The organism is Kumtagia ephedrae (assembly GCF_003012745.1).
GTDB classification, from domain to species: Bacteria; Pseudomonadota; Alphaproteobacteria; order Rhizobiales; family Rhizobiaceae; genus Kumtagia; species Kumtagia ephedrae.
This window is the reverse complement of the sequence record NZ_PXYK01000001.1, coordinates 74,486-88,967: the sequence shown is the minus strand read 5'-3', so window position 1 is coordinate 88,967 and position 14,482 is coordinate 74,486. Positions and strand designations below refer to the sequence as shown.

The 14,482-nt window shown below is 66.4% G+C and carries 14 protein-coding genes; 9 read left to right on the top strand and 5 right to left on the bottom strand.

Features of this window, described 5'->3' with window-relative positions:
• Window positions 1-122 precede the first annotated feature (122 nt).
• The 6 genes from alaS to C7I84_RS00470 all read left to right on the top strand — a co-directional run bounded on the left by alaS (window position 123) and on the right by C7I84_RS00470 (window position 7,974).
• Window positions 123-2,798, top strand: a complete 2,676-nt coding sequence (alaS, locus tag C7I84_RS00495) for an alanine--tRNA ligase (protein WP_106770186.1) — start codon at window positions 123-125, stop codon at window positions 2,796-2,798.
• 89 nt (window positions 2,799-2,887) lie between these two features.
• Complete coding sequence (locus C7I84_RS00490) at window positions 2,888-3,850, top strand: class I SAM-dependent methyltransferase (protein WP_106770185.1); 963 nt, start codon at window positions 2,888-2,890, stop codon at window positions 3,848-3,850.
• A gap of 422 nt (window positions 3,851-4,272) precedes the next feature.
• Window positions 4,273-5,355 carry an LLM class flavin-dependent oxidoreductase gene (locus tag C7I84_RS00485; RefSeq protein ID WP_106770184.1) on the top strand — a complete coding sequence of 361 codons (1,083 nt, stop codon included), beginning with the start codon at window positions 4,273-4,275 and terminating at the stop codon, window positions 5,353-5,355.
• Between the two features lie 45 nt (window positions 5,356-5,400).
• Complete coding sequence (locus C7I84_RS00480; protein WP_106770183.1) at window positions 5,401-6,240, top strand: ABC transporter permease subunit; 840 nt, start codon at window positions 5,401-5,403, stop codon at window positions 6,238-6,240.
• Window positions 6,237-6,950, top strand: coding sequence for an ABC transporter ATP-binding protein (locus C7I84_RS00475; RefSeq protein WP_106770182.1), 714 nt, complete (start codon window positions 6,237-6,239; stop codon window positions 6,948-6,950). The genes C7I84_RS00480 and C7I84_RS00475 overlap by 4 nt, the downstream gene beginning before the upstream one ends.
• A gap of 28 nt (window positions 6,951-6,978) precedes the next feature.
• Window positions 6,979-7,974 (top strand): NrtA/SsuA/CpmA family ABC transporter substrate-binding protein, encoded by a 996-nt coding sequence (locus tag C7I84_RS00470; protein WP_106770181.1) that lies wholly within the window; start codon window positions 6,979-6,981, stop codon window positions 7,972-7,974.
• A gap of 168 nt (window positions 7,975-8,142) precedes the next feature.
• Here the strand turns inward: C7I84_RS00470 and C7I84_RS00465 are convergent, their stop codons facing one another.
• Window positions 8,143-8,781 carry a glutathione S-transferase family protein gene (locus C7I84_RS00465; RefSeq protein WP_106770180.1) on the bottom strand — a complete coding sequence of 213 codons (639 nt, stop codon included), beginning with the start codon at window positions 8,779-8,781 and terminating at the stop codon, window positions 8,143-8,145.
• Between the two features lie 100 nt (window positions 8,782-8,881).
• Window positions 8,882-10,093 (bottom strand): NADP-dependent isocitrate dehydrogenase, encoded by a 1,212-nt coding sequence (locus C7I84_RS00460; RefSeq protein ID WP_106770179.1) that lies wholly within the window; start codon window positions 10,091-10,093, stop codon window positions 8,882-8,884.
• A gap of 230 nt (window positions 10,094-10,323) precedes the next feature.
• On the opposite strand from C7I84_RS00460, the gene C7I84_RS00455 reads away from it, so the two are divergent.
• Entirely contained in the window at window positions 10,324-11,181 is an 858-nt protein-coding gene (locus tag C7I84_RS00455) for an RNA methyltransferase (protein WP_106770178.1), read from the top strand.
• Window positions 11,174-11,980, top strand: coding sequence for a glutamate racemase (gene murI, locus C7I84_RS00450; protein ID WP_106770177.1), 807 nt, complete (start codon window positions 11,174-11,176; stop codon window positions 11,978-11,980). Before C7I84_RS00455 ends, murI begins: the two co-directional genes overlap by 8 nt.
• Here murI and C7I84_RS00445 read toward each other — a convergent pair.
• Window positions 11,967-12,791, bottom strand: coding sequence for an FTR1 family iron permease (locus tag C7I84_RS00445; protein WP_106770176.1), 825 nt, complete (start codon window positions 12,789-12,791; stop codon window positions 11,967-11,969). The two genes, murI and C7I84_RS00445, sit on opposite strands and share 14 nt — an antisense overlap.
• A 4-nt stretch (window positions 12,792-12,795) precedes the next feature.
• Window positions 12,796-13,140, bottom strand: coding sequence for a cupredoxin domain-containing protein (locus C7I84_RS00440; protein ID WP_106770175.1), 345 nt, complete (start codon window positions 13,138-13,140; stop codon window positions 12,796-12,798).
• A 204-nt stretch (window positions 13,141-13,344) separates the two neighbouring features.
• On the opposite strand from C7I84_RS00440, the gene C7I84_RS00435 reads away from it, so the two are divergent.
• A complete protein-coding gene (locus C7I84_RS00435) occupies window positions 13,345-13,536 on the top strand; it encodes a DUF3008 family protein (protein WP_106770174.1) in 192 nt (63 codons plus the stop codon).
• A 183-nt stretch (window positions 13,537-13,719) separates the two neighbouring features.
• Here the strand turns inward: C7I84_RS00435 and C7I84_RS00430 are convergent, their stop codons facing one another.
• Window positions 13,720-14,358, bottom strand: a complete 639-nt coding sequence (locus C7I84_RS00430; protein ID WP_106770173.1) for an NAD(P)-dependent oxidoreductase — start codon at window positions 14,356-14,358, stop codon at window positions 13,720-13,722.
• Between the last annotated feature and the right edge of the window lie 124 nt (window positions 14,359-14,482).

Here is a 14,482-nt window from a genome sequence, read left to right as displayed (position 1 = left end):
TGGCGCGCGGGTGGCGGTGTCGCCGGATGCCGCGCCGTTCCGCGCCCCGTGGACAGGGTTCGGCGCTGCCGCTAAAAGGCCGTACCCATTTTTCCCGGGCGGGATCAAGCAAAGGCAGTGACATGAGTGGCGTCAACGAGATCCGGTCGACCTTCCTCGACTATTTTGGGAAGAACGGTCACGAGATCGTCGCCTCCAGCCCGCTCGTGCCGCGCAACGATCCGACGCTGATGTTCACCAATGCCGGCATGGTGCAGTTCAAGAACGTCTTTACCGGACTGGAGAAACGCGCCTATGCCCGCGCCACCACCTCGCAGAAATGCGTGCGCGCCGGCGGCAAGCACAATGATCTCGACAATGTCGGCTACACCGCCCGTCATCTCACCTTCTTCGAGATGCTCGGCAATTTTTCCTTCGGCGATTATTTCAAGGAGCGCGCCATCGATCTCGCCTGGACCCTGATCACCAGGGATTTCGGCCTGCCTAGGAACAAGCTGCTGGTCACCGTCTATCACACCGACGATCAGGCTGCCGATCTGTGGAAGAAGATCGCCGGCTTTTCGGACGACCGCATCATCCGCATCCCGACGTCCGACAATTTCTGGGCGATGGGCGATACCGGCCCCTGCGGGCCGTGCTCGGAGATTTTCATCGATCGCGGCGAGCATATCTGGGGCGGCCCTCCCGGCAGCCCGGAAGAGGATGGCGACCGCTTCCTCGAATTCTGGAACCTGGTCTTCATGCAGTATGAGCAGGTGACGAAGGAAGAACGCATCGATCTGCCGAGGCCGTCCATCGACACAGGCATGGGCCTGGAGCGCATGGCCTCGATCCTGCAAGGCGTCGACAGCGTTTTTGAGACCGACCTGTTCCGCACCCTGATCGACGCCACTGCGTCGGCGCTCGGACGCGGGCCGGACAAGGACAGCGTTGCCTCGTTCCGCGTGATCGCCGACCATCTGCGCTCGTCCTGCTTTCTGATCGCCGATGGGGTTTTGCCGTCGAACGAGGGCAGGGGTTATGTGCTGCGCCGCATCATGCGCCGCGCCATGCGCCATGGGCAATTGCTGGGTGCCGGCGAGCCGTTGATGTGGAAGCTGGTTCCGGCGCTGGTGCGCGAGATGGGCCAGGCCTATCCCGAACTGGTGCGCGGTCAGGCGCTGATCACCGAGACTCTGAAGCTGGAGGAGACGCGCTTCCGCAAGACGCTGGCGCGCGGCATCGGCCTGCTCGAAGACGCGACGGCCACTCTCGGCCCGGGCGACATGCTCGATGGCGAGACGGCCTTCAAGCTCTACGATACCTATGGTTTTCCGCTGGATTTGACGCAGGATGCGCTGCGTCAGCGCAATATTTCCGTCAATCTCGACGGTTTTCAGGATGCGATGGCGCGGCAGAAGGCCGAAGCCCGCAAGAGCTGGGCGGGGTCCGGCGAGGCGGCGACGGAAGTCGTCTGGTTCGGCGTGCGTGAACGAACCGGAGCCACCGAGTTTCTGGGCTACGACACCGAACAGGCCGAGGGCGTCGTGGCTGCGCTGGTCAAGGACGGCGTGCCGGTGGAGAGCGCAGCGGTCGGCGAGACGGTCGGGCTGGTCGCCAGTCAGACGCCGTTCTACGGCGAATCCGGCGGACAGGTCGGCGATACCGGCACGATTGCAGGCGAGGGCTTCCGCTTCGACGTGACCGACACGCAGAAGAAGGGCGACGGCCTGTTCGTGCATTTCGGCAAGGTGGCGGAAGGCACGGTCAAGGTCGGGGCTGCCGTCGTGCTCGAGGTCGACCACGCCCGCCGCACGGCGCTGCGCTCCAACCATTCCGCCACGCATCTTGTCCACGAGGCGCTGCGCGAGGTCCTCGGAACCCATGTGGCCCAGAAGGGATCCCTGGTCGCGCCCGACCGGCTGCGCTTCGACATCTCGCACAACAAGCCGATTTCGCTCGAAGAACTCGAACAGGTCGAGCATATGGCCAACGAGATCGTCGTGCAGAACAGTCCGGTCACGACGCGGCTGATGTCGGTCGACGACGCGATCGCCGAGGGCGCGATGGCGCTGTTCGGCGAGAAATACGGCGATGAAGTCCGTGTCGTGTCTATGGGCACGGGTCTGCACGGCGCCAAGGCCAACCGGCCCTATTCAGTCGAACTGTGCGGCGGCACCCATGTCCGCTCGACCGGGGACATCGGCCTTGTCCGCATTCTCTCCGATAGTGCCGTCGCGGCCGGCGTGCGCCGTATCGAGGCGCTGACCGGCGAGGCGGCGCGAATGCACCTGGACGAGCAGGACCGCCGGCTGAAGGCGATCGCAGCGACCCTCAAGGTCTCGCCCGCCGACGCGCTGTCGCGCGTCGAGGCGCTGGTCGAGGAGCGCAGGAAGCTGGAGCGCGATCTGATCGATGCCAGGAAGAAGCTGGCGATGAGCGGCGGAGACGCCGCCGGCGGACAGGCGCGGACAGAGGCGATCGGCGGCGTGCAGGTGATGACGCGGCTTGTCGACGGCATACCGGCCCGCGAGGTCAAAGGACTGGTCGACGAAGCTAAACGGTCGCTCGGCTCGGGAATCGTGGTCTTCGCCGGCCGCTCCGAGGAAGGCAAAGGTTATGTGGTGGTCGGCGTGACCGATGACCTGGCGAAGGACTTCGACGCAGCCGAGATGGTTCGCGCGGCTGCACTGGCTGCCGGCGGCCAGGGCGGCGGTGGCAGGCGGGACATGGCGCAGGGCGGCTTCCCGGATGGCGGGCAATCGGCGGCGGTGTTCCCGGCTGTGGCCGCCGTTGTGCGGCAGAAGGCGGCGGCGTAGGGTCGGGGGTGCGTCCAGGCTTGGGCGGTTCGACTAGGCGCTGCCGAGAGAGACTCGCGAAAGCCACGGCAAGCTGATCGTGAGAAAAAATGCCGGGGAGGGCTGGTCTGATGAAGCCGACGGAGGTGCCGAAAGGCCCCTGGTTTCACGCGATCGATTTTCGTCCGCACCTGGATTTTGTCAGCCGCGGCCGCTTTGCCGCCTCGGTGCCGCCGAACCATACGCTGTTCGGCCTCTATGAACTGCTGAAACATGTCGATGTCGCCGGCGCCGATTGCCTCGACATAGGCACGATGGACGGCATCGCTTCCTTCATCGTGCGGGCGCGCGGGGCAAGTTCGGTGCTTGCCACCGACGTCGCGGCGCGCGAGACGTTCGCCTTCGCCAACAGAACCCTGGGACTGGGCGTCGACTACCGGACCGACATCGATCTGAGCAACATCGTCGACAGGCTTGCGGATCGCCGCTTCGATGTCGTGCTGATGTGCGGGGTCCTTTATCATGTTTTCGATCCGCTTCAGGCCGTGGGCACCTTGCGACGACTGACCCGGCTGAATGGCCTGGCCTTGGTCGAGACGCATTACCTGGCCGATGAGCGGCGCCCGATCATGCTGTTCAATCCGGGCGACGACGAGCCGATAACGACCGAGAATTTCTTCTGGAGGGCAAGCGCGTCCTGCCTGGAGGCGATGTTCCGGCTCTGCTGTTTCCAGGTCCTGGCGAAGGTCGACACCGGCCGGCGGATCACCTATCTGCTGCGGGCCGCCAGGCCTTCCGCCATGACCGAGGCAAACGCCCAGACGCGAAAAATCCACAAGCGCTTCATGACGCTTGCGCACTACCGCGAAAACATCGACTTCACATGGCTCGATGCGGACGAGGACATGGCCGCGGAACGAATCCTCCCCGGTCTGAAAGACCTTCAGACGATCAATATCCGGACCTATGTCCCGTCCGTGCCCTTCCAGCCAAAATGGCAGGCGCCGCCGCCGCGGGAAGAACCGAAGCCGGTCAAGAAAAGGCCTCTTTGGGCATCCTGGCGAAGAGGCTGACCGAATTCGAAGAAATGCCCGCCGGCGCCAGGCCGACGGCCGGCTGGCGTCCCGGATTCGGTCGGCCCGGAGCTTTCGGGCGGGGCCACGCCGCCGACAGGCGCTGTTTTCGGCCTGCTTTCTTGCATTCCTTTGCGGAACGCTGAAATCCTGCATCCGGCCTCCCTGATCGGAAGGCATTTCAATCTCCGACTGTCCCGATCCTCCCGCGCTCTTTTTCGCCGAAAGCGGCAAACTTGGTATTCGAAACCATCAGCGCCTCGCCAATTCCATATAATCTATAGACTAAGCAGTTTCTCTAGTCGGGAGGCGAGTTTGTCACGGATTCCGAACGGTGGCGGGTGGCCTGCGCAGGCGGTGGCCGTTGAACCTGTCGCTCGCTCCCGCGGGGGTTCGCATCGGCGCCCCGCCCGGTATGCGGCATGACCGGCAGGCGTATCCGCTTCGGCGTCTGGGCGCCGGTTCACGGCCCGCGCGCGGCGCTGCGGGACCCGCGGGAGCCGTTCGACGCCTCCTGGGAGCACAACAAGGCCGTCGTGCTCGAAGCCGAGGAACTGGGCTTCGATTCAACCCTCATCGCCCAGCACACGGTCAATCCGCATCTTCCCGACCACGATCAGCTCGAGGCCTGGACGGCAGCGGCGGCCCTGGCGGCGCTCACCAGCCGCATCGAGATCATCGCGGCGATCAAACCCTACATCCTCCACCCGGTGTTCCTGGCCAAGATGGCCCTGCAGATCGAGAACATCAGCGGCGCACGTTTCGGCATCAACCTCGTCAATGCCTGGAACAAGTCCGAATTCGAGAAGGCCGGCATCGCCTTCGGCGAGCATGACGGGCGCTATGGTTATGGGCGGGAATGGCTCTCCGTCGTGTCCCGGCTCGTGTCGGGCGAAAGCGTTTCGCACCGAGGGGAGCATTTTGCCATCAGCGACTACAGGCTGACGCCGAAGGATCTTCATCGGCAGCGGCCGGCGATCTATATCGGCGGGGAGTCCGAGCCGGCGCGGGTGCTCGTCGCCGAGCAGGGCGACGTCTGGTTCATCAACGGCCAGCCGCTTGCCGACGTCGCCGGGCTGGTTGCCGATCTGCGCCGCCGCCCGCGTGCCGGCGCACCGCTGCGCTTCGGCCTGTCGGCCTTCGTCATCGCCCGTCAAACCGAAGACGAGGCGCGGCAGGAAGAAGGGCGCCTGCTGGCGCTGGCCGCCGCGGCGGGCGACGTGCAGGCGCTGCAGGGACGCAACGCCGATCCCAAGGCCGCCATGTTCCAGACCATGGCGAAATCGGCGCGGCTCGGCACCAATGGCGGAACCGCGGCCGGGCTGGTCGGCTCCTACGAGCAGGTGAGCGAGCGCATCGTCGCTTTCCATCGTGCCGGGATCGAGCTGTTCATGCTGCAGTTCCAGCCGCTGCGCGCCGAGATGCGGCGCTTCGCCGACGAGATTTTTCCGCGCGTGCGCGCCCTGGAAGCGGGTTCGGCCGCTCGCGCTCTGTCCGATGCGTAGCGGCGGGGAGCGGCTGCGCCGCTGCCGGACGAGAAAGGATATGCGATGAGTTCGACCCTGCAGATCGTCGCCGAGGGCACAAGCTATGCGCCTGTTCCGTCGGCCCGGATCAGGCTCGGCAAGAATGCGCTGCTGCTGATCTCGTGGCTGGTGCCCGCGGCTCTGCTGGTGCTGTGGGAGGTGCTGGCGCGCTTCGGCTCGATCGAGCCGCATGTCATGCCGGCGCCGAGCAAGGTGCTCGCGACCGCCTACAATCTGACCGTGTCTGGCACGCTGCTGCACGACCTGTCGGTCAGCCTGCTGCGGGCGGCGATCGGCTTCGCCATCGGCGGCGGCATCGGCTTCGCGCTCGGCATACTGGTGGGCCTGTCGCGGCTCGCCGAAGCCGTCGTCGACCGCACCGTGCAGATGGTCCGCGCCATTCCGTTCCTGGCGCTGCTGCCGCTGGTCATCGTCTGGTTCGGCGTGGGCGAAGCGCAGAAGATATTCTTGGTCGCGCTCGGCGTCGCCTTTCCGATCTACATCAACACCACGCTCGGCATCCGCCAGGTCGATCCGAAGCTGATCGAGCTCGGCCGGGTCCAGGGCCTGGGCACCTGGGAACTCATCCGCCGCATCATCCTGCCCGGCGCCATGCCGTCCATCCTGACCGGCGTGCGCTTCTCGCTGGCGACGGCCTGGCTGGCATTGGTCGTGGCCGAGACGATCGGGGCGCAGGCCGGGCTCGGCTTTCTCGCCATGGACGCCCGCGAATTCCTGCGCACCGACATCATTGTGCTGGCGATCGTCATCTACGCGCTGATCGGGGTCGGCGCCGACAGCCTTGCCAGGCTGCTCGAGCGGCGCCTGCTCAAGTGGCATCCCAACTACGGAGCCAGGCCATGAGCCGGCAGCCTTCCGCATTCCACAAGAGTGCCGTCGTCGTCTCCAACCTGCGTCGCGCCTATGGCGACAGGATCGTCATAGACCGCCTGAACCTGCGCATCGGCGAGGGTGAGTTCGTGGCGCTGCTGGGCGAAAGCGGCTGCGGCAAGACCACGCTGCTGCGCGCTCTGGCCGGCCTCGACCCGATCCAGGGCGGCAGCGTCGAGGTTCCCGGGCGCCCGGCCGTTGTGTTCCAGGAGCACAGGCTGCTGCCGTGGGACACGCTGTGGCGCAACGTTACGCTCGGCCTGCGCGCCGCCGATGCGCGGGAACGGGCCGCCGCAGCCCTCGGCGAGGTCGGCCTCGGCGACCGGCTGGACGACTGGCCGCGCAACCTGTCGGGCGGCCAGGCGCAGCGCGTGGCGCTGGCGCGGGCGCTGGTGCAGGAGCCGAAGCTGCTGCTGCTCGACGAGCCCTTCGCGGCGCTCGACGCCCTGACCCGCATCCGCATGCACGGGCTCGTCAAGGACCTGGTCGCCCGCCACCACCCCGGTGCGCTGCTGGTCACGCACGATGTCGACGAGGCGATCAGGCTCGCCGACCGCATTCTGGTCATGCGCAAGGGCGTGATCGCGGACGAGCACCGGCCCTCCGCCGAAAAGGACGCGTCGGTGCTGCGCGCCGATCTGCTGCGCGCGCTAGGCGTCGGGTCAGAGCGCGAAGCCGCCTAGCTGCCACGTCAATCAAGGAAACATTTTGATGTCCGCTTCCCTTCTCAAGCCGTCCCGCCGCTCCTTCCTCGCCACGTCGCTTGCCGGGCTCGGCGCGCTCGGCCTGGCCGGGGGTGCCCCAGCCCGCGCCTCCGGTCGCAAGACCGACACGCTGCGGCTGACCTGGGGCTATTTCGGCCTGACCTACATCGCCAGGGAGCGTGGCGAGCTCGAGAAGCGCCTCGCCGGCGAGGGCATCGAGGTCGAGTGGGTAGGCCCGTTCCCCAACCACGCGCCGACCATGCAGGCGGTCACCGGCGGCACCGCCGACTACGCCTTCGGCGGCAGCACGACGCCGGCGCTGGCCGCCATCCTGGCCGGATCGCCTCTCGTCTTCACCCAGTTCTTCATCTACGAGCCGCGCACCACTGCAATCATCGCCAGGAAGAGCTCCGGCATCGCCACCGTCGAGGATCTCGTCGGCAAGTCGGTGGCGGTCAATCGCTCGGGCCTCGGCGAGTTCCTGGTGGTCGCCGCGCTGGAGAAGCACAATATCGACCGCTCGCAGGTCAACTTCGTTTACCTCAACCCGCCTGACGCCGCGCCGGCGCTGGCGGCGGGCAAGGTCGACGCCTGGTCGATGTGGAGCCCCGGCGTCGACATCGCGCGCGTCGAATACGATGCGCAGGACGTGTTTCTCGAAGAGCGCGACCTGCCGTTCCAGATCGACTTCAACACCTATCTGACCCGCCGCGACTTCGTCGCCGACAATCCCGACCTCGTGCGCGCCTTCAACGCCGCCATCGTCGCCGAGGCCGAATGGGCGAGCGCCAACAATGTCGAGGCCGAGGAGATCGCCTACAAGGGCCTGAACTATCCGCAGGCGGTCCGCGACCACTTCATTACGCTGAAGCGGAAATACACGCCCTATGCGGTGACCGACGAGGCGTTCCTGGAAAAGTTCCAGAGGGCCGCCGACTGGCTGAGCGAGCGCACGGTTTTGCCGGAGAAGATCGAGGTGGCGAAGCACGTCGCCGCGGTGTGAAATTGGTTCCTGCTGGCGCTTCTCCAGTCCGGGTTCCTCGCCACCACGAAGTGGGGGAGCGGTGGCGAGCCCGCAGGGCGAGACGGAGAGGGGGCGGCAGCACGCCAACGCTCGGCGACAGCGTTACGGCCAGAGTTCAGCACCCGCCGTATCGGAGCGCCTCACCGGTCAGCTCGTCGGCTCGGTCCCGCAATAGCTCGGGCGCTGCCGCATGCGCTCCCACCACGCGGTGAGCGCCGGATGGCCGGCAAGCAGCGCCTGCGCCGCCGCCGCTTTGGTGAAATAGCCGAACACCGGCGCGAGATGCAGGTCGGCGAGAGAAAGCGTGTCGCCCAGAAACCAGTCGCCGTCGCGCTTCAGCCGCGCCAACTCGGCCAGGCAGGTGAGGGCGACCGGCAGCGCGCTGGCGACCAGCGCTTCGTCGGTCCGCGCGCCCTGCGCAGGCTTGGACACGGTCTCGACATAGATGTTCCAGACCAGGGTGCGGTAGGCGTAGGCATCGACGATGCCGACGACCTGGTTCATCGTGGCCCGGAGCTTGGCATCGGCCGGCTGCAGCGCCGGGCCGGCAAAAGCCTCGTCGACATAGCGGCTGATCGCGCTGGTTTCGTAAAGCGCGAAGCCGCCATGCTCGAACGCCGGGATGCGCCCGAAGGGCTGGTGCCGCCCGTACCATTCCGGCGGCCCGCCCGTGGCGAACACGTCCACCGGCACAAGCTCGTAGTCGACTTGCTTTTCGGCGAGCGCCAGCCGCACGATGCGCACATAGACGCTGTAGTCGGCGCCGTAGAGGATTGGCTTGCTCATGGCGCGCGGAACCTGATGCCTGCCGTGTTGTACCGTCCGCGCGCCGTCTGACCTTCGCCGCGCCGGCGGCGCAACGAAGGCAACAGCGCGGATGGGCTCGTCACCCCATCGCCTTCTGCAGATTTTCGTCGATCTTGTCGAGGAAGCCCGTGGTGGAGAGCCACGGCTGGTCGGGGCCGATCAGCAGCGACAGGTCCTTGGTCATGTAGCCGCTCTCGACGGTCTGCACGCAGACCTTTTCCAGCGTGTCGGCGAAGCGCTTCAGCTCGGCATTGTCGTCGAGCTTGGCGCGGTGCGCCAGGCCGCGGGTCCAGGCGAAGATCGAGGCGATCGAGTTGGTCGAGGTCTCCTCGCCCTTCTGGTGCTGGCGGTAGTGGCGGGTCACGGTGCCGTGCGCGGCCTCGGCTTCCACGGTCCTGCCGTCCGGCGTCATCAGCACCGAGGTCATCAGGCCGAGCGAGCCGAAACCCTGCGCCACCGTGTCGGACTGCACGTCGCCGTCATAGTTCTTGCAGGCCCACACATAGCCGCCCGACCATTTCAGGCTGGAGGCGACCATGTCGTCGATCAGCCGGTGCTCGTACCAGATCTTCTTTTCCTTGAAGGCGGCCTCGAACTCCTGCTCGTAGACCTCCTGGAAGATGTCCTTGAAGCGGCCGTCATAGGCCTTCAGGATCGTGTTCTTGGTCGACAGGTAGACCGGATAGCCGCGCAGCAGGCCGTAGTTGAGGGAGGCGCGCGCGAATTCGCGGATCGATTCGTCGAGGTTGTACATGGCCATCGCCACGCCGGAGGACGGCGCGTCGAACACGTCGTGCTCGATCACTTTTCCATCCTCGCCGACGAATTTTATCGACAGCTTGCCCTTGCCCGGGAAGAGGAAGTCGGTGGCCTTGTACTGGTCGCCGAAGGCGTGGCGGCCGACGATGATCGGCTTGGTCCAGCCCGGCACCAGCCGCGGCACGTTCTTCATGATGATCGGCTCGCGGAAGATGACGCCGCCGAGGATGTTGCGGATGGTGCCGTTGGGGCTCTTCCACATCTTCTTCAGCTTGAACTCTTCCACGCGCGCCTCGTCGGGCGTGATGGTGGCGCATTTGACGCCGACGCCGTGCTTCTTGATGGCGTTGGCTGCGTCGACGGTCACCTGGTCGTTGGTGGCGTCGCGATGCTCGACGCCGAGGTCGTAATAATCGAGCTTGAGGTCGAGATAGGGGTGGATCAGCTTGTCCTTGATGAACTGCCAGATGATGCGGGTCATCTCGTCGCCGTCGAGCTCGACGACGGGGTTTGCCACCTTGATCTTCGCCATGAAAAGCCTCGTGTTGGGAAAGGGACAACGGTCCCGCGGGGTCGCGATCGGAAGTATGGCGCCTATAGCAAAGCGGGCAGGGGTGCGCAAACGGTCTGCCGCGCCGCGAGCGCCGCTTCGTGGGCACCGTCCGCCGGCTTCTTCCGCTTCCCGGACATCGGCCGGCACAGGCGGCTTGAGTTTTCGGGCGGATATGCGAGGAGGGCGGTGAAAGGAGTGGTGACGACACCATGGCAGAACCATCCAGGCAGTCGCCGGCCGGCGGCCCCGTGATCGTCCTCGTCGCCCCGCAGATGGGCGAGAACATCGGCATGGTGGCGCGCGCCATGGCGAATTTCGGCCTGTCGGAGCTCAGGCTGGTGGCACCCCGCGACGGCTGGCCGAACGACAAGGCCACCGCCGCCGCCAGCCGCGCCACCCATGTGGTCGAGGCGGCCGCCGTGTTCGATGATCTTCGCGCCGCCACTGCCGACCTCTCCTTCGTCTTCGCCACCACGGCGCGCGAACGCGACGGTTTCAAGCGGGTGGCCGGTCCGGTCGAAGCGGCGCGCATGCTGCGGGAAAAGGAGGCGTCGGGCGCGCGCACCGGCATTCTGTTCGGGCGGGAAAGATTCGGCCTCGACAATGACGAGATCAGCCTGGCCGACGAGATCGTGACCTTCCCGGTCGATCCCGCTTATGCCTCGCTCAACGTCGCGCAGGCGGTGCTGCTGATGGCCTATGAATGGCGCAAGGCCGGGTTGGAGCACGAGACCGACACGCCTTTTTCAGGGCCGGAAATGGTGCCGGCGCCGAAGGATGAGCTTTTTGGCCTGTTCGGCCACCTGGAGGAGGCGCTGGAGAGCCGCGGCTATTTCCGCCCGCCCTCGAAAAAGCCCAAGATGGTCGACAAGCTGCGCGCCGTGCTCACCCGGCCGGCCTTTTCCAGCGGCGAGATTAAGGTTTTGCGCGGCATCGTCGCGTCGCTCGACTATTTTTCGCCGAGGGAGCCGCGCGGCGCCGGCTATCCCGAGCGCAAGGCGGCGGCCGACCGGCTGGCCCACCAGCCCGGCGCGCCGGATCAGGCGAAGGGGGAGAAGGATGGCTGAACGCCCGGTGCTGATGTTCGATTCGGGCATAGGCGGGCTGACCGTGCTGCGCGAGGCGCGCGTGCTGATGCCCGACCGGCGCTTCGTCTATGTCGCCGACGACGCCGCCTTTCCCTACGGTGACTGGGAGGAAGAGGCGCTGGACCGGCGCATCGTCGACCTGTTCGGCACGCTGCTCGACCGCTACCGGCCCGAGATCGCCGTCATTCCCTGCAACACCGCCTCGACCCTGTCGCTGGCCAGCCTGCGCGCCGCCTATCCCGGCACGCCCTTCGTCGGCACGGTTCCGGCGATCAAGCCGGCGGCCGAGCGCACCCGTTCCGGCCTGGTCTCGGTGCTGGCGACGCCCGGCACGGTCAAGCGGCAGTACACGCGCGACCTGATCGCCCAATGGGCGCAGAAATGCCATGTCAGGCTGGTCGGCAGCACAAAACTCGCCCGGCTCGCCGAGATCTACATGCGCGACGGCTTCGTCGACGAGGAGGAGGTGAGCGCCGAGATCGCGCCCTGCTTCGTCGAGCGCGACGGCAAACGCACCGACATCGTCGTGCTCGCCTGCACCCATTATCCCTTCCTGGTCAACCGCATGCGCAAGATGGCACCATGGCCGGTCGACTGGCTGGACCCCGCCGAGGCGATCGCGCGACGCACGCTGTCGCTGCTCGACGGCAGGGGAGAAGCTCCGGCCGGTGACCGCGCCGCCGACCTGCGCGACATCGCCGTCTTCACCTCGGGCAAGGCGGATTTCGCCATCCGCCGGCTGATACAGGGGTTTGGGCTCAGCCTCACGCAGCCCTAGGCCGCTCTCCGGCTCGCCTGACTGCCACCGAGGCGCCGACGATTGCCGCGACCGTCGCCAGGTAGAACACGATCTGGATGCCCTCCGGCCGGGCGACATAGCCGACGAGGATGTGCAGCAGGAAGCCGAGGGCATCTGTCTGCGGCAGGATCTTCGACGTGTTCCAGATGTCGTAGCCGAGCGCCGGCAGCCAGCCCGCCTGCACCAGGAACGCCGCCGCCTGCGCCGCGAGCCCGGCGGCGAGCAGGACGATGATGATGCCGGTGACGCGGAAGATGTGTTTCAGCGGCACGCTGAGCAGCCCGGCATAGAACAGCGCGCCGACGATCGCGGCTGCGGCGACGCCCAGCAACCCGCCCTGCAGCATGGAGGCGACCGTCATCTCGCCGTCGACGGCGAGGCCGTAGAGGAACAGCACCGTTTCCGAACCTTCGCGCAGTACCGCGACGGCACAGATGGCGGCCAGCGCCGAAAGCGGCTTCGCGCCTTCCTTCACCGCCCGGCCGACGGTTCGGCTCGTATCGACCAGTTCCCGCGCGTGGCCGCTCATGCAGATCTGGTGCCAGGCCAGCATGGCGACGGCGAGCAGCAGCACCACGGCATTGAAGATTTCCGTGCCGTTGCCCTCGAACAGGTTCGCCAAGCCGTCGGCGAAGAGCGCGACGAGGCCGGCGCCGGCGAGCCCGGCGGCCACGCCCGCCGTCACCCAGCCGCCGCGCGCGGCAATGCCCTTGCTGGCCGCCAGCACGATGGCGACGATCAGCGCCGCCTCCAGCGTCTCGCGAAAGACGATGACGAAGGTGGAAAGCACCGTCCTACTCCGCGAACAGCCTGCCGAGCGCCGAATCCATGTGCCGCTCGCCGAAGAAGCCGTATTCGCCGGCGGCCAGCGGGCCGACATGGAAGGTCATCCGCTTGCCGCCGCCGATCACCTTCTCGACATGGAAATCGTTGCTTTCGAACTCTTCCGCCGTCGGGTCGGCATTGATCACGACCAGCGCGAATTTTTCGCCGGCCGGCACCGTCAGCGCCGCCGGCGAGAAGCGATGATCCTGGATCGTCAGGGTGAAGGACTGCTCGGCCAGGGCCGGCGCAACGTGAGCGCCGAGCGCTGCAAACGCCACTGCGGCGAGCGGGACAAGGCTGCGGCAAGCGGGCATGTGGGTCATCCTCGTAGGGCCGTCCGCGGTCGCGGACTTCCTTCAAGGATAGAAAGGTGATGCCTCTTGTCAAGAAAAACCGCAGATTATAGATCCCGTAAATACAATGATTACAACATGTTGGGTGCTGTATGGCGTTGTTCGAGCGGAACCCCTTGCGCGAGCATGCGTTGTCGCAGCAGCAACGACGCAAGGAGCATTGCCATGCCCGCCAAATCGAAAGCCCAGCAGAAGGCCGCCGGCGCCGCCTTGTCGGCCAAGCGCGGCGATACCAGGAAAAGCGAGCTCAAGGGCGCATCGAAGGGAATGTACGAATCGATGAGCGAAAAGCAGCTCGAGGATTTTGCCGAAACCAAGCGCAAGGGCCTGCCCGAGAAGAAGAAGTCCAAGGACTGAGGACGACGGAGAAGCGCCTCGTCCATCGAACGAGGGCGCTTCGCGATAGCGGCAGCCGTTCGGACCGCCGGCTGGCTCGCTATCTTCGTCCGGATGTTTCACGATCCCTTCTACCGATGAAGAAGGCCGGGCATTCCGACCCCATCCCGCCATTGGGTCGCGGTACCAAGGGGAGGCGATGCCCTAATACGCCACGGTGAAGCGCTGGCGCCGGTGTGCCGGCTTTTCCGCCTCGTTGAGAATGGCGACCGCGAGATCCTCTACCGAAATCGCGCTCTGGCCCTTGTCGTCGAACACCGGATTGTCGCCGCCGACCCGGTATTTGCCGGTGCGCTCGCCCGGCGCGAGCTGGAAGGGCGGCGACACGAAGGTCCAGTCGAGGCCGCCGTCCTTTTTCAGGTCGTTCAGGGAATCGCGAGCCGCCAGCGCGCCCTGCTTCCATTCGGCGGGGAATTCCGGCGAATCGACGAACTGGCTGCCGTCGGGTGCATGGAGGCTGCCGGCGCCGCCGACTGCGATCAGCCGCAGGCCGGCCGTCTTCGCCGCCGCCGCGATCGCCGCCGAGCCCTTGCGGTGCTTGTCGTAGATGTCGGGGTCGCCCCAGCCGCCGTTGAAGGCGGAGACGACGACGTCGTGACCGGCGAGCGCATCGGCGAGCGCGGCGGCGTCGAAGACGTCGGCCTTGGCCGCGGTCACGCCGGCCGCCTTCTCCACCTTGTCGGGGTTGCGCACCAGCGCGGTGACGGAATGGCCGCGGCGGACCGCCTCCTTGAGCAGCGCGCCGCCGACGAAACCGGAGGCGCCGATGAGGGCAATCTTCATGACAGATCCTTTCATCGCCCGGCCGGCCTCTCGGATGGTCGAGCATCTTGTGTAATCAGGTTATCACCGGTAACCAGATAAGGGATTGCGGTCTGCCGCGTAAGAACGCATGAATCCGTGCCGA